Annotated in this window: 14 protein-coding genes; 1 reads left to right on the forward strand and 13 read right to left on the reverse strand. The window is 70.5% G+C overall.

What is annotated here, in order from left to right:
* Positions 1-5: 5 nt before the first annotated feature.
* Complete coding sequence (locus tag ACGFK0_RS05935) at positions 6-2,753, reverse strand: transglycosylase domain-containing protein (RefSeq protein ID WP_392900802.1); 2,748 nt, start codon at positions 2,751-2,753, stop codon at positions 6-8.
* A gap of 224 nt (positions 2,754-2,977) precedes the next feature.
* Positions 2,978-4,123, reverse strand: coding sequence for an FKBP-type peptidyl-prolyl cis-trans isomerase (locus ACGFK0_RS05940; protein ID WP_392900805.1), 1,146 nt, complete (start codon positions 4,121-4,123; stop codon positions 2,978-2,980).
* Between the two features lie 350 nt (positions 4,124-4,473).
* Here ACGFK0_RS05940 and ACGFK0_RS05945 point away from each other — a divergent pair, with 350 nt between their 5' ends.
* The gene (locus ACGFK0_RS05945; RefSeq protein WP_392900808.1) at positions 4,474-5,292 is read left to right on the forward strand and encodes an exodeoxyribonuclease III; all 819 of its coding nucleotides are present in this window, start codon (positions 4,474-4,476) and stop codon (positions 5,290-5,292) included.
* An 85-nt stretch (positions 5,293-5,377) separates the two neighbouring features.
* On the opposite strand, the gene ACGFK0_RS05950 is transcribed toward ACGFK0_RS05945, so the two are convergent.
* The 11 genes from ACGFK0_RS05950 to ACGFK0_RS06000 all read right to left on the reverse strand — a co-directional run bounded on the left by ACGFK0_RS05950 (position 5,378) and on the right by ACGFK0_RS06000 (position 20,229).
* Positions 5,378-5,995 (reverse strand): methyltransferase domain-containing protein, encoded by a 618-nt coding sequence (locus ACGFK0_RS05950; RefSeq protein WP_392900811.1) that lies wholly within the window; start codon positions 5,993-5,995, stop codon positions 5,378-5,380.
* A 60-nt stretch (positions 5,996-6,055) separates the two neighbouring features.
* A complete protein-coding gene (locus ACGFK0_RS05955; RefSeq protein WP_392900814.1) occupies positions 6,056-6,817 on the reverse strand; it encodes a class I SAM-dependent methyltransferase in 762 nt (253 codons plus the stop codon).
* 26 nt (positions 6,818-6,843) lie between these two features.
* On the reverse strand, positions 6,844-7,890 hold the full coding sequence (locus ACGFK0_RS05960; protein ID WP_392900817.1) for a hypothetical protein: 1,047 nt from the start codon (positions 7,888-7,890) through the stop codon (positions 6,844-6,846).
* Positions 7,891-8,031: 141 nt separating this feature from the next.
* Complete coding sequence (locus ACGFK0_RS05965) at positions 8,032-8,901, reverse strand: SAM-dependent methyltransferase (RefSeq protein WP_392900821.1); 870 nt, start codon at positions 8,899-8,901, stop codon at positions 8,032-8,034.
* On the reverse strand, positions 8,898-9,386 hold the full coding sequence (locus ACGFK0_RS05970; RefSeq protein ID WP_392900824.1) for an ATP-binding protein: 489 nt from the start codon (positions 9,384-9,386) through the stop codon (positions 8,898-8,900). The genes ACGFK0_RS05965 and ACGFK0_RS05970 overlap by 4 nt, the downstream gene beginning before the upstream one ends.
* Positions 9,387-10,010: 624 nt before the next feature.
* The gene (locus tag ACGFK0_RS05975; protein WP_392900828.1) at positions 10,011-12,668 is read right to left on the reverse strand and encodes a PQQ-binding-like beta-propeller repeat protein; all 2,658 of its coding nucleotides are present in this window, start codon (positions 12,666-12,668) and stop codon (positions 10,011-10,013) included.
* 275 nt (positions 12,669-12,943) lie between these two features.
* Positions 12,944-15,844 (reverse strand): DUF5682 family protein, encoded by a 2,901-nt coding sequence (locus ACGFK0_RS05980; protein WP_392900832.1) that lies wholly within the window; start codon positions 15,842-15,844, stop codon positions 12,944-12,946.
* Positions 15,793-16,914: an AAA family ATPase gene (locus tag ACGFK0_RS05985; RefSeq protein WP_392900835.1), complete on the reverse strand. Its 1,122-nt coding sequence runs from the start codon at positions 16,912-16,914 to the stop codon at positions 15,793-15,795. Before ACGFK0_RS05985 ends, ACGFK0_RS05980 begins: the two co-directional genes overlap by 52 nt.
* A 68-nt stretch (positions 16,915-16,982) precedes the next feature.
* Complete coding sequence (locus tag ACGFK0_RS05990) at positions 16,983-18,362, reverse strand: VWA domain-containing protein (protein WP_392900840.1); 1,380 nt, start codon at positions 18,360-18,362, stop codon at positions 16,983-16,985.
* The gene (locus ACGFK0_RS05995) at positions 18,359-19,735 is read right to left on the reverse strand and encodes a hypothetical protein (RefSeq protein ID WP_392900843.1); all 1,377 of its coding nucleotides are present in this window, start codon (positions 19,733-19,735) and stop codon (positions 18,359-18,361) included. Before ACGFK0_RS05995 ends, ACGFK0_RS05990 begins: the two co-directional genes overlap by 4 nt.
* Positions 19,735-20,229: a hypothetical protein gene (locus tag ACGFK0_RS06000; protein WP_392900846.1), complete on the reverse strand. Its 495-nt coding sequence runs from the start codon at positions 20,227-20,229 to the stop codon at positions 19,735-19,737. Before ACGFK0_RS06000 ends, ACGFK0_RS05995 begins: the two co-directional genes overlap by 1 nt.
* Positions 20,230-20,244 lie beyond the last annotated feature (15 nt).

The following is a 20,244-nucleotide window of genomic DNA, read 5'->3' on the forward strand; positions in this document are numbered from 1 at the left end:
GCCGGTCAGCCGTCCCCGCCGGGACCGGTTCCGCCGCCGTCACCGCCTCCGCCGTCACCGCCGCCTCCGCCGTCACCTCCGCCGGGATCGCCGTCGTCACCGCCGCCGCCCCCGCCGGGCTCGGTCGGGATGACCGTCGGCAGCCCGGTCGGCGGTGTCGGGATCTCCGGCTCGTCGGGTCCTTCGGTCGACGGCGGCTCCTCCGGGCGGGTCGTGGGCGGCGCCGTCTCGTCCGGTCCACCGCCGTCCGAGGGGCCGTTCCAGCCGCCGCCCGGCGTGATCGACGGAGACCCGAACGACTTCGGCTCGAAGTCCTTGATGTCCACGGCGTCGCTCGTGTACGAGCGCCAGACCTGGGCGGGCAGCGCCCCGCCGTACGCGCCGTAGCCGGGGATCTCCAGGGGCTTGCCGTCGCTGCGGAACATCGCGACCGACGTGGCCATCTGCGGGATGAAGCCGTTGAACCAGATCGCGCGGCCCTTGTCGGTGGTGCCGGTCTTGCCGGCGACGTCGCGGCCGTCGGGCAGCTGCGCGCCGGTGCCGGTGCCGCCCCGGACGACCTGCTCCATCGCGTACGTGGCGTCCCGCGCGTTCTGCTTGCCGAGCGCCCGCTCGCCCTTCTCGGTGAACGTGCGCTTGTGGTTCTCGTTGTCGGTGACGGACTTGACGACGAACGGCTCCCGGTACGTGCCCTCCGACGCGAACGTCGCGAACACGCCGGCCTGCTGGACGGGATGCAGCGACACGATGCCGAGCGGGAACGTGGCGGCGGCGCGCTGCTCCGGCTTCATCTGCGACTTCGGGATGCCCATCTTCTCGGCCATCTCGACGATCTTCTCGTTGCCGATGTCCTGGCCGAGGTTCACGTACGCGGTGTTGATCGAGTTCTGGGTGGCGGTGACGAGGTTCACCGACCCGAAGCTCCGGCCGCCGTCGTTCTTGATGGACGAACCGTCGAAGTACTGCGGTGAACCGCCGTCATAGGTCGAACTGAGCGTCTCCCCGCTCTCCAGCGCGGCGGCCAGCGCGATCGGCTTGAAACCGGACCCGGCCTGCGCCCAGTCGCCGAAGGAACTGCTCAGCGCCTCCTCCAGGTAGCCGCGGCCGCCGTAGAACGCCATGACCTGCCCGGTGGACGGGTCGACCGACACGGCCCCCGTCCGGATCTTCTTGCTCATCCCCTCCGGCTCGTGCTGCTCCACCGCCCGCTTCATCGCGTCCATCAGCCGCTTGTCGAACGTCGTGGTGATCTTCAGCCCGCTGCGGTTGATCTCGTCCTCGCTGTAGCCGCGGCGCTCGGTGAGCTCCTTCTTGGCCACGTTGACCATGTAGCCCTTCTGGCCTTTGAGGACGTCGGTGATCTTCTGCTTGACCGGGGTGGGGAACGTCATCGACGCCGCGTCGCCGGAGGCCAGGTGGCCGTCCCGCACCATGTTGCCGAGGACGGCGTTCCACCGCTGCTCGGCGATGGCGCGGTCGGGACCGGTCGGGTCGGCGAAGTTGCTCGGCTGCTGGATCGCGGCGGCGAGGTAGGCGCCCTCCGCGGGCGTCAGCTCCGAGACGTCCTTGTCGTAGTAGGCCTGGGCGGCCGACTGCACCCCGTAGGCGTTGCGTCCGAAGTAGATGGTGTTGAGGTACTGCTCGAGGATCCAGTCCTTGGGCTTCTCCTGGTCGACCTTCAGGGCGACCATGATCTCCTTGAGCTTGCGGGTGATCGAACGTTCCTTGCCGATGCCGCCGTAGTAGTTGCGGACCATCTGCTGCGTGATCGTCGAGCCGCCCTGCAGTTGCCGGCCGGTCACCGTGGACCAGAAGGCCCGCGTCGTGCCCTGTACCGACACGCCCGGGTCGTCGTAGAAGCTGCCGTTCTCCGCCGCGATCACCGCGTTGCGGGTGCTCTCGGGGATGCGGTCCAGGTCGACGGCGTCCCGGTTGACGCCGGTCTTCGCGATCTGCGTCTTGCCGTCGGAGTAGTAGAACGTCGGCCCTTGCGCGACCGCCTTCTCCAGCGGCGACGGCACCGGAGTGAACAGGTAGGCGACGGCGAACGCGGCGACGCAGAACCCGATGAAGCCGAGCAGCAGGAACAGCGTCCGGCGCAGGAACCGCGACCGGCGGCTCCGGGGCTTGCCCGCCCCCTTGCCGTCACCGTCTCCGTCACCGCCACCGGACCCGCGTCCGGGCGGCCCTCCCCGGCTGGACGAGGAGGGCGTGGACGAGGTGGCCGGCATGCTCTTGGTATCACCGCCGACCGCCCCTCCGACACTTTCGGACGCCGCCTTGTCGGCTTCGCCCCCGGCAGAGCCGTCCACAGGAGGGCCGTCCACAGGAGGGCCGTCCGCCGGAGAGTCGCCCGCCGGAGAGTCGCCCGCCGGAGAGTCGCCCGCCGGAGAGTCGCCCGCGGAGTCGTTGGGGGAGTCGTCCGGGGACTGATTCGCGGAGTCACTCGCGGGCTCGTCCGGGGCTTCGTTCTCGGGCTCGTCAGAGGTGCCGCTCGCGGGCTTATCGGTGGTGGGAGATTCGCTCTCGTCCTCGTCCGAGACGGCGACCGAGGGATCTTTTCCGTCGTTATCGGATATGTCTTCCTCGTGGCCGAATTCTGCGTCCTGAGCGGATTCTTCGGCGTCGACGGTCAGTGTGGTGGTCGTGGGACCGTCTCCGCCGGCCGGTGGCCCGGTCTCGGTCTCGTGCTGGTCCACCTCGCCCGGACCGGTGGGCTCCTCGCCCTCCGGACCCTTTCTGCCGTTGCTCACAAGCCCCCCGTGATTATTGCGTCACCGACGATACCTGAGGGGATCCGGTGCCGTGGGACGCCCAATGCACCACTCCCATGGCTTCCCGATAAGAGGACGGGCAATGCGCCGGTCCGGTTGTCGTGACGGACGTCGCAATGCGGACTTGTGAAACGCCGAGCGGCAGGGCCCCGACCGGGTACCCCGCCGCTCTCGCTCTCATGCGCCGCCGTGCCGCGCCCGCCTCACTTCTTGATCTTGGCGAGGATGTCCACGACGAACACGAGGGTGTCGTCGCCCTTGATGTCCGGCGGCATGCCGTCCTTGCCGTACCCCTCCTTCGGCGGCAGGACGAGCAGCACGCGGCTGCCGACCTTCGCGCCGGTGAGGCCCTTGTCGAAGCCGGGGACGGTCTTGCCGGTGCCGATCGGGAACTTGGCCGGCGATCCGGACTTCCAGCTGGAGTCGAACTCCTTGCCGCTGTCCCAGATCGTCCCCTGGTAGTTGACGACCGCGTCCTCGCCCTTGGCCAGCGCCGGGCCGTTGCCCTCCACGAGGGTCTTGACCTGCAGCTTCTCCGGGGCCTTCGTGTCGGGGATCTTCACCTCGGGCGCCTTGCCGGCGCCCTTGTCCTCGACCTTGGGCAGTTTGTCGTCGTCGAGTTCCTTCTTCGTGCCCTGCGGTCCCTGGTTCTTGTGGACGACGGCCTGGACGTCCACGACGAACACCACCCAGTCGGACTTGGTGAGCCCGAGCTGCGAGCCCTGTTGACCGAAGCCCTGGGACGGGGGGATCTGCAGCACGACACGGCTGCCGGACGTCTGGCCGATCATGCCCTCGTCGAAGCCCTTGATGCCGCTGTCGCCGATGGTGAGCGGCTGGGTCGGCCGCCCCTGCGACTCCTGCTCGTAGGAGGAGGCGAGCTTCTTGCTCTTGCTCTTCTTGGAGCCGTCCTCTTCGTCGCTGTCCTTGGACCACTGGTAGAAGACGTACTGGGCGTACACGATGTCGCCCTTGGTGATCTTGGTTCCATCGCCCTTCATCGGGGTGGTCACCTTGCGCTTGCCGCCGGGCGCGAGATCGGTGGGGATCTTCACCGAGGGCTCGGAGGCGAACTTGCCCGTCACCTCGATCTCGGGCGGCGGACGGGTGATCCACCACCAGATGAAGCCCCCGAGCAGCGCCCCGACCACGACCAGTGTGACGATCACCAGTATCCGCCGCCGGCGCGCCTGCTTGGCGGTCAGCGCGGACGGCCGGTTGAGCCCGCTGCCGCGCCCGGCGCTGATGCCGTGCGGGGTGAATTCCGGGCTGCGGATGCTCTTGGCGTTCGGGATCTTCGCCTTCGCCTTGATCGCCGGCTCGCCCCCGGGCTTGTCATCCTCGGACATGTTTCCTCACTTGCTCCGGGTTTGACGACATCACGAACGTGACCACCCTTCCAGGGCCGGGCTAAGCACAGCGTGAAAACCGCGCAAAGGAGGCCGACCCGCAATCTACCGGTCATCCCGGCCGGGTGTGGCGCCCTGCGGAAAGGCGGGCCGACGCGATCCACCGGTCACACGGGCCTGTGCGGCACCGTCTGGCGGGGGACAGGTCGACCTGCAATCTACCGGTCACGCGGCACTGCGTGACAATGTCCGGCGCGTAACCGGGCCCACCTGCAATGTACCGGCCGTCCGATGCCCGCCGCGTCGCCCGGCCCGCGCCGGTGAACGCCGCCGAATGGCAATCTGGAGGGATGCGCCTCGCGACATGGAACGTCAACTCGGTCAAGGCCCGCCTGCCGCGTCTGCTGTCCTGGCTGGACGAGGCGGAGCCGGACGTCGTGTGCCTCCAGGAGACCAAGTGCCGCGCCGACATGTTCCCGGCCGCCGAAGTGGAGGAACTCGGCTACGCCACCGCGGCGCACGGGGACGGCCGCTGGAACGGCGTGGCCGTCCTGTCGAGGGTCGGCATCGAGGACGTGTCCAACGGCTTTCCCGGACAGCCCGTGTACGAGGGGGAGGCGGAGAGCCAGACGAAGCTGACCGAGCCCGTCCTGCTGACGCCGGAGGCCCGCGCGATCGGTGCGACGTGCGGCGGGGTGCGGGTGTGGTCCCTGTACGCGCCGAACGGCCGCACGCCCGGCTCCGCCCACTACCTCTACAAACTCGACTGGTTCGCGGCGCTCCGCGAGGCACTGGCGGACGAACTGGCCCGGGGCCTGCCGCTGGCCGCGTGCGGCGACTACAACGTGGCGCCCGCGGACGAGGACGTGTGGGACCCGGCCGTGTTCGCCGACTCCACCCACGTCACCCCGGCCGAACGCCAGGCTCTCGCCGACCTCCTGGATCTGGGCCTCCACGACGTGGTGCCGACCCCCATGAAGGGACCGCACCCGTACACGTACTGGGACTACCGGGCCGGAATGTTCCACAAGAACATGGGCATGCGCATCGACCTGTTCTACGCGAACGAGGCCGTCGCCGGGCGTGTCCGCTCCGCCTACGTCGACCGTGAGGCGCGCAAGGGGAAGGGCCCGTCCGACCACGCCCCCGTCGTCGTGGATCTCGACTAAGGCCTGATCGCATGCAGGCGCGATCGTGTTCAGGCGATCGTGTTCAGGCGATCGTGTTCAGGCGACCGTGTTCAGGCGACCGTGTTCAGGCGCCGAGGCGGGCGAGCAGACCGCGTTTGCCGGTGGCCGAGGTGGGTGGGGGCTGGAGGACGGTGAAGCCGTCCGGCAGGAGCGAGGCGGGTTCTCCGGGCCCCAGGCACCATTCGGCGGGCAGGCCGGGCCGGTCGCGGCGGGCGTCCTCGGTGAAGGCCTCCCAGGCCAGCAGCCCGCCCGGCAGGACCGCCCCGGCCGCGCGCCCGAACACGGCCCGGTCCCAGAACCCGGTGCACAGCACCAGCGCGTATCCGGGCGGTGGTGGCCGCCAGCCGCTCAGATCCGCCTGGACGAGCGTGATCAGCGACGCGAGCCCGCGCCGCCGTGCCTCCGCGCCGAGCCGTTCGAGGGCGACCTCGGAGACGTCCACGGCGGTGACGTCCCGGCCGGCCCCGGCGGCGAGCAGGGCACTGCCGGACGGGCCGGACGCGAGATCGAGCACCCCGCCGTCCGGCAGGCCGAGCGACAGCGCCCGCTCCGCCAGCGGATGGACGGGCGACAACGCCGGAGCGTCCCCGTACTTGGCGTTCCACCGCAGCCTGTCCGGGTGCCCGGCCAGATCCGGCGGCGCCGAGTCCGGCGGCACCGGCTCCGGTGACGTGTCGTCCATGCGGACGACGATAAGGCACGCTCTCGCAGGTTCGCCGGGTGACGCCGCGTCACCGGCGGCTCAGCGGCGCTCCGCGATCAGGAGCATGAACAGCGCCGTCGGGAAGCCCTTGCGCCACCAGGGGTCGTCCCGCATCTGCTGTTCCGTCGGGTGCGGCTCGCGCAGGTCCGCGATGACGAAACCGGAGTCTCGGAGCGTTCCAGCGTAGAACTCCAGCGGCCGGAGCCACGATGTGATCATCGAAGGGGATTCCAGGCCGTCCACCAGGAACCGCTGGTCGATCCCGCGGGAGGCGAAGTACTGCGACGCCGGGACGCTGTTCATCGCGCCCTGCTCGGAGTTCTCCACGTAGAAGCACGGGTGGAGCGTCAGCAGGACCAGGCGTCCGCCGCTCTTCAGGACCCGGGAGAACTCGCCGAACGCGCCGGTCGGGTCCTGCAGGTGGCTGAACAGGTGGTTGCAGACGACGAGGTCGAAAGCGGCGTCCTCGAACGGCAGATCCTCGACGCCGGCGCGGGTGAACGTGGCCGTTCCGTCCGGGGACGGATGCGCGGCGGCCGCGTCGATCAGCCCTTGGGAGACGTCGACGCCGGTGACATCGGCTCCCTGGGAGGCGAGCGTGCGGGCCAGGTATCCCTCGCCGCAGCCGGCGTCCAGGACGCGCAGTCCCTCGCAGGAACCGACGGCGTCGAGGACGGCGCCGTCGGTGAGGTCGGTCCGGTACCGGTCGCGGCGCTCTCGGATGATCTTCACCCAGTACTGTGCGTTGGCCTCCCATCTCTCCCGTGTCAGATTCGCGATGGCTTGCGCCGTGTCCTCCACCGGCTCCCCATTCTCCAAGACCTGGTTCAGGCGATGCCCTTGAGCCGCCGCACCAGAGTGTTGCAGGTCTGTCTGATCCTTCGGTCCTGGCATTCGGCCCCGCGCAGCTCGATCGCCTGGATGAGCTCGGTGATCTTTCCCCCGAACGCGGGATCCCGTTTCAGTGCCAGCGGGATGTACGTCGACACCAGGTAGTACACGTAGGCGTCGTTGTACACCGCTATCTCGCGCAGCACCTCGGTGGCCGTATTGCGCAGCGACAGGGAGCTCGGCAAAGTGAAGTCGCTGCTGATACGGCCGTCTCTGGTGTAGGTCGGGAACGACCATTCCTCCAGCGCCGCGTACACGGGCGTGGCGTCGAGCTCCTTGCGGTACCTCTCCGCGAGCTCGATGTCGTTGGAACTGATGAGGGAGCCCATGACGACGCCGCGCATCATGAACGCGGTCTGCCGTCCCGGGACCTCGAAGCCCAGGTCGGCCTCCAGGGCCCCGGTCACCTTGCTGACCTGGTGCGTGAGGATGTTGAGCGCCAGGATCGAGTGGAACGAGTAGGTCTTGCGGTTCAGCCGGGGGGCCAGGTCGATCGACGAGTCGAAGAGCGCCTGCGGGTCCTTCAGCAGGCCGCTGCCGGGCCGGGTGGAGTAGAGCGTCTCGAGCGCGCGGTCCTGGTCGCGTCCCCAGAACCGGGCGATGAAGGACGAGGTCTTCTGCGTCGCCTCGCCGCGCACGATGTGCAGCGCCGCCTCAAGGGCGTTGAGCAGGTACTGCTGCGCGATGTCCGAACGCTCCAGGGCGGTCAGGTCGACGGTGAGCCCTTCGCCGTGCAGGTCGCCGACGAGCCCGTCGCGCCTTTTCCGGACGGCGTGCGCCATCGAGTACTCGGCGATTCCGGGGACGGACGACATGAGGCTCTGAAGGGACCGCCCGGTGACCCGGTCGAGCCATTCGGGGTTGTCCCACAGCCGGAAGACCGTGCTCTCGTCCAGCCCGGAGAAGGCCGCCACGTCGGACATGTTGAGCCCCATGCCCTTGGTGATCTCGGAGAGGGACTTCGGCTCACCGTCCGCTGTCATCACTCGCCCTAGATGTGGCACTTGTTGACGTTTCGATCGTAGCGAAACACCGGGTATCGGGTGCGGACGATCTGCGGATGTGTCCGTCCCGTCACCGAGGGGGGCGAGCGTCGCGGACGGTGCGGAGGGCATGGCGGGCCGTCATCCCGGTTCGCGGGCGGGCGTGCGCCCGATGCAGCCGATCAGCGGCACCGGGCCCGTGGTGTGCACGGCGTGCGGAAGCGGCAGGGCGGCCGGGTAGGGCGCCGCCGTCTCCAGGCTCCCGCAGATCTCGATGATCGCGTCCCGGCTCCGCGGCCAGAACGGCAGGGCGGGGTTCTGCGGCAGCCCGGCGACCGGTTCCAGCTCCGGTGTCCGCTCCGTGTGGGTGATCACCACGTGGCTGCCGGGCGGCAGGGCGTCCACCAGCGCGTCCACGATGCCGCGCGGGTCGTCCTCGTCGGCGATGGCGTCGAGCACGCCGGTCAGCAGGACCCCGACGGGCTCGGTGAAGTCGATCAGCCGCCGAAGCCCCGGGTCGGCGAGCAGCGCGGCGGGGTCACGGACGTCCGCCTCGAACGCGGCGGTGGCCGCGTCCACGGCGAGCAGAGCCCGCGCGTGCGCGACCACCATCGGGTCGTTGTCGACGTAGGCGACCCGGCAGGACGGGTCGGCCCGCCGGACGATGTCGGCGACACCGCCGCCCATGCCGCCCATGCCGCCGGACATGGGCAGCCCGCAGCCGATGTCCACGAACTGCCGCAGCCCGGCCTCCCCGGCGAGTACCGCCGCGGCGTGGTCCAGGAAGCCCCTGTTCGCCTGGACGAGCCGCGCCACGACCGGGCACCTGCGCAGTGCCCATTCGGCGAGTTCGCGGTCGGCGGCGTAGTTGTCCTTGCCGCCGAGGTAGTAGTTGTAGACGCGGGCGTTGCTGGGGACCGGCCCGCTGAACCGTCCGGAGGTCTCCTCCTCGTCCTGCGGAAGAAGGAGTTCCGTCCACCGGGTCAGGTTCAGCGTCGGCCCCGGCGTCACGGCAGCCGCCATCCTTCCCGGACGCCCACCCCGAACCAGAAGGTGGCCGTCCCGTTCCTGCCCCGGCTGGTACCGAAGTCGGTGGCGAGCGCCTTCAGCAGGACTAGACCGCGCCCGTGCACCGGCAGCGGCTCCTCTGCCCCGCGCGGCTGGCCCGGCGCGGCGCCCCCGTCGGTGACCTCGACCCGGACGTACCGGTCGATGTGCAGGACCGACAGCGTGACGGTCCCGTCCCGGCGCGGCCTGGCGTGCAGCACCGAGTTCGTCACGGCCTCGCTGGTCAGCAGTTCGAGGTCGCCGAGTTCGGACCGGTCGGCACCGAAGTGCTGCCCGATGAGTTCCCTGACATAGGACCTGGCGAGCCGCACGGCGGCCGGCGTCGCGGCGAGGTCGATCTCGCCGATGAGACGCCCGGCCGACTTGCCGTTGTTCCAGGCGGACGGAGTTCCGAGTTCCAGCGAGGGTGCGTGCGCCGGTACGAGCACCGGTGCTCCGGACCACGCGTCTGATGCATTCATGGCGGCTTCGGCTTCACGTCTCCGTGTCGGGCTGTAAGCGAACATGTGTTCTTCGGCCTGGTCGAATTCGGACGTGGAAGTGAGACAACACACACTCTTACGCAGCGCGCATGAGCCAGTCACCGATGCTTGCGCGGATGCAAGGGCCCTGCTCCACGCTGCGCACCATCACCGTCCGTCGGTGATCCACCACGCGGCGCCGCCGCCGCCTCGGGTCGCGTGGGCGGCGGGCGGCGATCACCTCCCGCCTGACCAGGCCATCCAGGGCCGGACGGGCCCACGGTGCGGCGGACGCGGAGCACGGCGAACCCGTCCGGCAGAGCGTCGGCGCACACGGGGAACACGTCCGGATCCTGCGCGCGAAACGATCCAGAACGACGGACTCGGTTCAGCGGTTCGAAAGTTGACCGATAAACTAAAAAGTGGGTCGTCGCGGAGAAAGCCGCGAAGAAATTCGCCCGGCCATTACTTCGGACTCGCATCCCGCCCGGATCGCAGGGCACCGGAAAGAACCGGCGCGAATTCTTCCCGAGCCCTGGCCCGAGCCCACGCCGGGTCCGCGATCCGTGCCGGACCCTCATCCTCGCCCGCTCACTCGCGGACACGGTGGACGCTGAAGGTCGCCGCGCCGCTGCCGCCGAGCGCGTAAACGATCTTGGACGAGGTCAGGACCGCGAAACCGCCGCCGATCGCCCTGGGCCTTCCCGGCAAGTCGTCGGAGATCAACCGGCCCTCCCCGTCGAGAAGCAGGAACCGCTCGGCCTCGGTGCGGGCCCCGGTCCTGGCCGGCCGGACGGCGACGAACCAGTCCCCGATCGCCCCGTAGCGGGTGAGGAACCCCGTCTCCAGCAGGTCGTTGATCTTCGTGGCGCCGCCGCGGGTCTGGATCGTCACCGCGCGGTCACCGGCATCCCTTCCCTGCCTGTCCGGCCCCCCTCGGCACACGATGAGCGTGTCGCCGTCCCCGTCGCATCGGGCGAGGGGCGTAGAGGTCCTGGCCAGTTCGCGTCCGGTGGCCCGGTCGAGGACGGCCCCGCCGTCCTCGGTTCCGACGACGATCGTTCTGCCGCCCTCGTCGTGCAGCAGTTCCGGCTCGCGGTACCGGTCGCCGAGCCGCCAGCGCCGCTCACCGTCCGAGGCCCCGTACGCGATGAGGTCGCGCCGCTCCCGCCGCCCGTCCTCGACGGGGCCGAGCTCGGCGGCGAGGACGAGACCGGCTCCGACGCTCTCCGGCTCCACCCCGCGCTTGCGCCACAGTTCCTTCCCCGTCCCTGTCGCGTGGACGATCATCTCTTCCGAGTTCGCGGAACCGCCGTATCTCGACACGTCGACCGCGAACGTCTTGCCGTCGGCCGCTCTCAGGATCGCGTGGCTGTCCGAGCCCGTTGTCCGTTTCTTCCACTGGACGCTTCCGTCCTTGAGGGAGAGCGCCGCGACGCCCTCCTCGTCACCGGGCCCCGAGTACTCGACGAGTGCCAGCCGCTTCTCACCCGTGTCGACAATGTGGGGGACGCCGGTGATGTTCGCCTCGGCGCCGCCGCCGAGGGACGCGTCCTTCCGGACGGACCACCGCACCTTCCCGGTCCCGGCATCCGCGACGACCAGCTTGCCGAGGTCGCGGTCCCCGGCATCCCGGCCGGTGTAGACGATCGCGTCGCCGGCCAGCCGGATGCTCTGCACCGACCTCAGGCCCGTGTCCTTCGCCGACTTCGATGCCGAGGCGGGCGCGGGGGCCTCGGTGGTGTGACCCGTCCACAGCGGTGCCGCGTCGATCCGGGGCGGCTTCAGCGACGGCCTTCCCGGCCGCGGCCCGGGTGGTTTCGCGCCGGCGGCCGCCGCGTGGACGACGAGCCCGTCCACCCTGGACGAGGACGACGACCCTTGCCGGGGCGCCCGGAACGCGATGGCCTTCTCCGACACCGCGGCGACCTCGCCGGGCGGCGCGGAGCCGATCCGGTTCCCCGCCCGGTCGACCACGGCGCGCCGTGCGGGACGGTCCCCGTCGGGCGATGCGTGAACGAAGATCCGGTCCTGCCAGACCATGTCGACGTGGGGCGTCGTCCTCTCGTCGAACGGCGGTCTCTCCGCGGTGAACCGTTGCGCGCCCGGCCCGGAACGGATCGTCACCAGCCGCCCGTCGGAACCCGGGCACGCGATCAGGGTCCGGCCGTCATCGACGCAGCCGAAAAGGCGTTCGTACGGCGCCGCGCCGCCGCCCTCGTCGCCTTCGCCCTCCGCGGGGATCTCGCGGCCGGTGGCGGCGTCGAGCACGATCGTCTGCAGGTCCGGGTACAACTCGGTCGGATCCGTCTTCCTCACGTTGACGACGGCCGTACCGCCGGCCACCGCGTCCAGATGGGAACTGTCGAACGCCCCGCTCAGATCCCACCGCTTCTTGCCGGTTTTCACGTCCAGCGCGAAAACGTCCGCGCCCTTTCGTTCGTCCCCCCACGTCTCCGACGGGGGTCTGTCACCCCGCGTCTCACCGAGCACCAGGTCGCCGGCGAAGCGGTACGCCCAGCCGCCCTCGTGCTCCCACAGCTTCCGGCCCGTCGCCGCGTCCAGCGCGATGGTCCTCGGATCGACGCCCTCCTCCGCCTCCACGCTCACCAGGGCGACCCGCGCATCTGCGGCGAGCACCCGGGTCTCCTGGTCGCGGTCGCCGTCGCCCTTGGCACCGGAACGCGGCCGGACGAGGGCATGCTTCCACCGGACGGCGCCGTCCTCACCCGACAGGGCCGCCACGCCGATCTCCGTCTCATCCCTCTGCCGGCCCACCGTGTACTGGACGAGGACCGTCCAGTCGTCACCCTCGCCGTACACGGCCGGGTTTCCCGTGACGCTCCGCATGTACTTCGCCCGGTAGCCGCTGCCTTGACGGGCGACGGCGCCGCCGCCGCTGCTCAGCGGGGACCCGGCGTCCACGGTCCAGCGCGGCGCCCCGGTCCGGACGTCGACGACGGCTAGGCGCGCCGAACCGAGACCGACCTCCCCGGCCACGATCGCGACATCACCGCGCAGTTCGACACCGGCGACCTCGGACATCCCGAGCCTGTGCTCATTCCACATCGCCTTGTCGCTGAACGAGACCGCCTTCGGCTGCTTCTCCCCGTCCGGCAGCGGAAGCGGCCCGGCGTCCGAGCCGCCATCGCCGCATGCCCGGATCACCCCGAAGACCAGTAGGAGAGCCGCGAGGAACCCTCCCGCCGCCGCCAGAGCACGTGACCTGGTCGACTTCGGCAGCTTCAATGGCTTCGGCAGTTTCGGCGGCTTCAGAAGCTTTGGCGGCAAAGCGGCACCTTCCACGGGAGCACGGCGGACGACGGACAGCGGTAGCCGCCGCCTTGCCGCGAACGCGGGTGCGCAGAAACCATCGACCGGCCGCCGCAGAATCGGATGCCCCCGCCGAGAACCTGGTTCCGTCATGCCCTGCTCGGATTTGGCCGTTACCGGCCGTTACCGCGGCTCCCCGCCCTTCCCTCCGGCTTCGGTCGGCGGGAGAAGGGCGAGGAGGGCTTGGCGGTTCAGACGGTGAGCAGTGCCGCCACGGCGTCGGCGGCCGTGGGGTGGCGTCCGAGCAGTGCGTTCACCTCCTCGTCACCAGGCCCGGTGGACGCGGCCCACTCGGCGGGAAGGCCCAGCAGCGCCGCCACCGCGTCGCATGCGGCAGGGTTCCCGGCCAGCAGGGCCGAGACGGGGCCGGACGCGGCGGGGGCCGCCGGCGGTGCGGCGGTGGACCTCTCCCACGGCGGCACCCACGAATCCACACCGTCCAGCGTGGCCGGGAACGTGCGCGCCGCCTCCCGGACGAGCACCGGGACCAGTTCCCGCGCATGCTTGCGCAGCGTCGTGATCAGCTGCGGCAGCCACGGCAGCAGGACGGAGTCGGGCAGCCGCGCGAACGCCTTCGACATCACCTCCACCACCAGCGGCGCCAGCGTCGGCGCCGGCTCCAGCGCCTGGACGAACCCGCTCATGTAGTGCGGGAACGCGGGGATGACGAGCGGGTTGGCCAGCAGCTCGTCGCATCGTTCCCGCAGCTCCGCGAGCGGCATCAGGCCGAGCTGCGACATCGCCGCCCACAGCAGCGCCACCTTGGCCGGCGCCTCCGGATGCGACTGCTTCACGGCCAGTTCGAGCTGGGCGTGGTCGCAGCCCAGCGACAGGGCCAGGCTCTCCATCCCGAACAGGAAGCCCAGCATCGCCGCGACCTGCCGGACACCGGTGTCCTCGTCCAGGAACGCGGTCGGCAGCAGCGTGCAGTAGTGCGCGTACCCGGCCGTGACGAACGACTGGCACCAACCGGGCAGTTCCGGCTCGGTCGCCCGGTAGTGCGCCAGGAGCCGCCGTACCCGCCGCAGCACCTCCGGCGCGTCGTCCACGGTCCGTTCGGCGGCCAGCAGCTCCACCGCCCGCGCGCCCAGCTCGTCGACGAACCGGCGTCCGCCCAGGTACAGGATGGCGTCCTCGACCGCCTGCAACGCGATGGCGGCCGTGGCCTTCGGATCCCACACCGCCCGGCGGAGCCGCTGCTCCAGCACCTGCTCGACGGTGACGCCCTCGTAGCCCAGCTCGACGAGCGCCCGCTGGTTGCGGCCGATCGCGAGGTCCCAGCTCTCCTGGATCGACCGCTCGCCGAGCTTGCGCGAACCCATGATCGGCCTGACCGTGTCGTCCGGCAGCAGCCGCCGCAGCACCCACAGCAGCTCCGAGCACGGCACCAGGTGCGGGTCGGCGTTCAGATCGAGCAGGGCCCGCTGGATCGTGCGTTTCTCCAGGTCGAGACCCAGCGGAGCGAGCCGGTCGAGGACGTCGCGGGCCAGCGGCGGCAGCGACTCGTAGCCGACCTGGCCGATACGGTCGCCGCCGAGGAGTATCTCGCACAGCCGCCGCACGTCCCGGCGGCCCGGCACCGCGTCCTTCTCGATGCAGGTGATCGCCGCGTCCTGGAAGTCGTACGGCGTCGGGCGCGCCCGCCCCCGCATCCCCGCGAGCAGGACGGACGTCTCGAACACGGCGATGGCGTCGGCCGTGCTCGCCATGTACCCGTTGCGCCGCGCCAGCCGGACGATGTCGACGCACCAGCCGAGCAACTCCGCCTCGTCGAGGTCGTCCAGCGCGGGCGGGCTCGCCAGGAACCCCGACAGCCGGTCCGTGGCCGGCGGGTCCTCGCCGGGGGCGACCGGCTTGCGGCCCTTGGGCGGCTGCTTGCTCCCGGCCGGCTTCGCGGCGCCTTTCCGGCCGTCGAGGCGGAACGGCTTCACGCCGCTCCGTTTCACGGCCTTCGCCCACGTCGCCGCCGCGATCGACACCGAACCCGACGCCAGCCCGAACTGCGCCTCGATCGCCGAATGGCTGGACGGGATCAGCCCGTACTGCCAGCGTGTGGACGTGCGGGGCGTGATCTCGAAGGGTTCCGCGTCCGACGCCAGCCCGAACTGCTCGACATGGCTGGCCGCATGGAACGCCCCGCAGACGTACAGGCATTCGGACGGGTCGGTCCCGGTCGCCGCCAGGTGCTCGCGCATCCGCGTCCACATGTAGCGCTCACGGTTCTCGTCCAGCTCGTGCCGCCTGTCACCGCTCGGCCGCAGCCGCCGGAACAGGCTGCCGATCAGCACCATGACCTGCCGGTACGTGTCGTAGCCGGCGCCGGTGAGGGGCTGCTCGACGTACTGGTCCCACCATTCCGACCAGTGCCGGACCTTCCCGTGATGCAGCAGATGCGCTTCCAGCTCGGCGAACCGGGGACGCAGGTCACCGAGCTCGACGCCCACGGAATCCCCGTGCAGCGCCCCCTCGCCGTCCGCCTCGCCGCCGGACTTCCCGGCGTCGTCAGCGTCGCCCTCGGTGTGCTCGGTGTGCTCGGTGTCCTCGGTGTCCTCGGTGTCCTCGCGCCGGTCCCACTGGAAGACGTGGTCGGTGGAGCGGTCGACGAGAACCAGCTCGACCCCGGGGGTGTCGAGCGCGTAGGAGATGGCCTGGTACTCCGCCGAAGCCTCGGTGACCGGAGCGACGACGCTGAGCGGCGACCACGCCGCCGGAAAACCGTCCAGCTCGGTCGCGAACGCCTGCAACGCCACCGGCAGCCGGCAGTTCCGCAGCTCATTGAGGAGCGGCGCCAGATCCTCGCACAACTCCAGGTAGATGACGGACGGCCGCTTGTCGTGCAGCCGCCGCGCCATCGCCAGCGCCGACGCCGGCGAATGATGGCACACCGGGAAGATCTCCAGCTCCTCCCGCAGCGCCCGGTCGACGTCGTCCACCAGCCCCGAAAGGATGGTCGACACCGCGTCCCCGCCGAACGCGTGCGCGGCGCCCGTCAGCTGGTCCCGAAGCTCCCCGAAGACACCCGCGGGTGCGGTCGGCTCGCTCACGACAGGGTCGAGATCGCGTCGCGGCCGCCCTCCAGGAACCCCTGCCATGGCCCGTCCTCCCCGTCCTTCTTGCTGCGCGGCTCGATGACGCCGTGCCAGAACTTGTTCAGGATGGCGAGGTCCTCGGGGGTGCGGCGCGCCAGCGACCCGACGAGGGAGCTGCCGAGCGTCTCCGGCCGCAGTGTCCGGTCACCGAAGAACTGGCTGTGCAGGATGGCGTCCTCCAGAACACCGATCTGCTCGGCCGTCGACAGCGCCGACTCGAGCTTCTCGTCGTCGCTCGTGGCGGACGCGGCCGCGGCGCGCAGGTCGGCGAAGCTCTGCAGCAGGACGTCCAGCAGCGTCGGCGGCAGCTCCAGCTCGATCTGATGCCGGCGGAGCAGCTCCGACGTGCGGAACCGGACGATCTCCGCCTCGCTGCGCTTGTTCGTCACCACCGGGATGCGGACGAAGTTGAACCGCCGCTTCAGCGCCGACGACAGGTCGTTGACGCCCCGGTCCCGGCTGTTGGCCGTCGCGATGATCGAGAATCCGGGCTGGGCGAACACGATGTTGTCGTCGTCGAGCTCGGGGATCGACACGTACTTCTCCGACAGGATCGAGATCAGCGCGTCCTGCACGTCGCTGGTCGAGCGGGTCAGCTCCTCGAACCGGCCGATCACCCCCGACTCCATCGCCGTCATGATCGGCGAAGGGATCATCGACGCCCGGGACTGCCCCTTGGCGATCACCATGGAGACGTTCCACGAGTACTTGATGTGATCCTCGGTGGTGCCCGCCGTGCCCTGCACGACCAGCGTCGAGTTCCGGCAGATCGCGGCGGACAGCAGCTCGGCGAGCCAGCTCTTCCCGGTGCCCGGGTCGCCGATCAGCAGCAGGCCCCGGTCGGACGCCAGCGTCACGATGCTGCGCTCGACGAAGCTGCGGTCACCGAACCACTTCTGCGGAATCTCCCGGTCCAGGCCGTCCGACCGCTCCGACCCGAGCACGAACAGCCGCACCATCTTCGGGCTGAGCCGCCACGCGAACGGCTTGGGCCCGTCGTCGATCGACTCCAGCCAGTCCAGTTCCTCGGCGTACTTCGTCTCGGCCGGGGCGCGGAGCATCTCATCGGTCATCGTCGCCTGCCTTTCAGCATGCGGCCGGCATGGGCCGCAGCGTGGTCCATGGGGGTTGGGGGAGAGTGCTATGCGAGGAAGTTCTTCAGCTCGAACACGAGCTTCTGGATCTTCCCGGAGATCACGGGCGTGCCCAGGTTCTTGAAGCGCTGCCGGAACCACGGCTCGACGATCTGCCTCCCGGAGCTGTTCACCGAGCCGACCGGGATGAACTTCACGCCCGACCGGTGCACCGCCTCGATCCCGTCGTACAGCGCCTGCGATCGGTCGAACTCGTAGAAGTCGGAGATCCACACCATCACCGTGTTGCGCGGGTCGGTGATCTTCGGCCGGGCCATCTGCATCGCGACCGGGCCGTCGTTGCCGCCCCCGAGGTTCGTGCGCAGCAGCACCTCGAACGGGTCGTTCACCCACGGCGTCAGGTCGACCGCGCGCGTGTCGAAGGCGATCAGATGGACGTCCACCTTCGGCAGCCCCGCGAAGATGGACGCGAGGATCGTGCAGTTCACCATCGAGTCGACCATCGACCCCGACTGGTCCACGACCACGATCAGCTTCGCGGGCGTGGTGCGCTTGGCGGTGTGCCGGTAGAACAGCTTGTCCACGTAGAGCCGCTCGTCGTCCGGGCTCCAGTTCGTGAGGTTCTTCCAGATCGTCCGATCCAGGTCGAGGTTGCGGAACACGCGCTTCGGCGGCACGGACCGGTCGACGACGCCCGCGCTCGTCTGCTGCACCTGCGTCCGCAGCACCTCCGCGACCTCTTCGACGTACCTGCGTATCAGCGACTTGGCGTTGGCGAGCGCGACCCCCGACAGGTTCGCCTTGTCCCGCAGCAGCTGCTCGATCAGCGACATGCTCGGGGTCAGCCGGCTCGCCAGTTTCGGATCCGCCAGCACTTCCCGGAGCCGCATCCGGCCGACGAGATCACCTTCCAGTTCCGCCAGGACGCCCGACGCCTCGCCCGCGCCCTCCTCACCGAGCGCCTGCTTCAGCCAGCCGGCGTCCTTCTGCCACGCCCCGAGCTGGCCCGCCGTCACGCTGCCGCTGCCGGTCTGGAACGTGTTGAGCAGCAGCTTCGAGATCAGCGCCGCCCGCCGCACCTCGCCTCCGCCGCCGGCCGCGCCACCACTGTCTGCGCCGCTGCCCGCCGTCCCGGCGTCTGCCGCGCCGGCGTCCGCCGCGGGGTTCGCCAGGTCTTCGAATTCGGCGGCCAGGGCGGGGAAGCGCTGGACGAGGTTGTCGACCGACACGCCCGGGTCGAGCAGCGCCGGAGGGAGGTCCAGGTCGTCCACGATCGCGACGCTCGCCGACTCCAGCGACGGGTGTTCCTCCGCGTCGAACACGCGCGCCAGGAGACGCCAGTAAAGGACCTGCCGCCGGTTCGCATCAGCGCTCTGGCCGGATCGTTCCGGAATCTCGTGTGCTTCTTGTGCGTCCTGGATGCTCATTTCCGCAGCAACCGCCCCGCCCGCTCACGCAGCACGGCCACGGCGTCACCCGAGCGTGCCTCCGCCTTCACGACCTTCGGGTCGGTGGGGCCGAGGGCCCAGTCGCCGTTGTGCGCCTCGACGGGTTTCTTCTTGACCGTCGCCTGGACGGCGAGGGGCTGCACCCTCCACCGGCCGTCCCACCGGACGAGCCCGATGCACGCCGACGACGCGGCGACGAGCTCGGGCGTCAGCGGACCGCTCGACGGTAGCCGTTCCACGTCGATCTCCAGGGGCCGGCCGTCGAGTTCGAGCGCCGTGCCGTTGACCGTGTAGCCCTCCAGGAGGACGGGCTCGGCGATCCGCACGGGATGGCGGTCGAGCGGCTGGACGGCGGGCGCGAGCGCTTCACCGAGTTGGACGCGGGCGGTGGCGAACGGATCGGCGACGTCGCCGGCCTTGGCGCGGCCGTCGTCCCACACCAGGTTCCCGCCGATGAGGGGCACGTCCTGGACGTCCAGGGCCCGCTGCTCGGCCAGCGCACCGAGGAGGACGGGATGGTCGCCGAGGAGCCGCCACACGGCCGGCCCCACGATGGTGTCGACCTTGGCCGCACCCACACTGACCCTCACCATCCGGGGCCGCTCGCCCGCCGATTCGAGAAGCGCGTGGACCTGCACTTGGACGGCCGTCGCGTGCTCATGGACGTCCACACCCAGAACGAGCAGCCGCCCCGAAACGGTCTCGGCCGTCTGGCCGGGCGTTCCCGGATGGGACAGCAGCATCCCGCGGGCCCACAGGTCGCTCCAGCGTCGCACCGGCAGCCGCTCCATCGTCGCCACCGGGCACGACGCACGGAGCTCGGCCGCGAGACCGTCCAGCAGGACGCCCAGGCCCCGCAGCCGCGGCTCGGCCAGCGCCGCCTCGATCGTCTGGTCGGACGCCGACACCAGGTCGTGGTCGACGCCGCGCCAGCCCGCGATGGCCAGCTCGCCGAGCCAGGACCGGCACCCGCTGAGCAGGTTCTCGGCCTCGGCCGCGCCCGGGCCCGGGTCGTCCCAATCGCTTCGGGGCCGGCCGAGCGCCGCGTCGAGATGCCCCGCCAGCGCGTCGTGGACGGCGCCGAACACGGCGGTGCGCGCCCCCGCCAGCGTCACCAGATGCGTGTCCGCGACGGACCCGGCGGCGACCTTCCCGACCGCCTCCGCCACCGGACCGCCCAGGGGGGACCCGGCGAGCGCCCCGGCGAGCGCGGTCAGCGCCGCGGCCTGCTCCTCGCCCAGCCGCCCGAACCCGTGCGCGAGCGCCTCATCGAACCCTGCGACGACGTCGAGGGCCTCGTCCACCCCCGGCGGTGTCGCGCCGGTCAGCTCGCCGAGCTGTACTCCGAGCATCAGCGCACCGCCCCCGTGGCGGGGAACCACTGCATCTCGACCAGAGGTGTCGTCGTCGACGGCAACTCCAGGTAGGCCAGATGCCGGAGGAAGCGGCTGAACACCACGGCCGCCGGCGCCTGCTCCTTCCGCCCGTCCAGGGCGCCGAGGAGGTCGCCGCCCTCGTCCACCTCGGCCTTCAGGTACCGGGCGACCCGCTCTGCCCCGTACTGCAGGACGGCCTCCTTGACGAGCGCCTGCAGGTGCTTGCACGGATACGAGCCCGACAACCCGCCGCACGGCCGGTTGTTGTTGGTACTGCAACTGAACCCGTGGGAACCGGACGCGACCGACGACACGTACACACGCGCTATGTCCGAACCACTCGACACGACTCCCTGCAACCGCCCGTCCGCCATCTCGACGAACGGCACCTTCGCCAGCTTGCGCGGCTGGACGGGCGGCACCACGCGCACCGCGCTCCGCCGCTCCCACACGGCATTGCCCGCGTCCAATTGACCTCCAGCACC

It is taken from the genome of Spirillospora sp. NPDC048823 (assembly GCF_043198445.1).
GTDB lineage: Bacteria > Actinomycetota > Actinomycetes > Streptosporangiales > Streptosporangiaceae > Spirillospora.

Bases quoted from the DNA above. Each gene is read 5' to 3' on its own strand.
- ACGFK0_RS05940 (WP_392900805.1), bottom strand. From the start codon at position 4,123: ATGTCCGAGGATGACAAGCCCGGGGGCGAGCCGGCGATCAAGGCGAAG.
- ACGFK0_RS05945 (WP_392900808.1), top strand. From the start codon at position 4,474: ATGCGCCTCGCGACATGGAACGTCAACTCGGTCAAGGCCCGCCTGCCG.
- ACGFK0_RS05950 (WP_392900811.1), bottom strand. From the start codon at position 5,995: ATGGACGACACGTCACCGGAGCCGGTGCCGCCGGACTCGGCGCCGCCG.
- ACGFK0_RS05960 (WP_392900817.1), bottom strand. From the start codon at position 7,890: ATGACAGCGGACGGTGAGCCGAAGTCCCTCTCCGAGATCACCAAGGGC.
- ACGFK0_RS05980 (WP_392900832.1), bottom strand. From the start codon at position 15,844: ATGGCAGGGGTTCCTGGAGGGCGGCCGCGACGCGATCTCGACCCTGTC.
- ACGFK0_RS05985 (WP_392900835.1), bottom strand. From the start codon at position 16,914: ATGACCGATGAGATGCTCCGCGCCCCGGCCGAGACGAAGTACGCCGAG.
- ACGFK0_RS05990 (WP_392900840.1), bottom strand. From the start codon at position 18,362: ATGAGCATCCAGGACGCACAAGAAGCACACGAGATTCCGGAACGATCC.
- ACGFK0_RS05995 (WP_392900843.1), bottom strand. From the start codon at position 19,735: ATGCTCGGAGTACAGCTCGGCGAGCTGACCGGCGCGACACCGCCGGGG.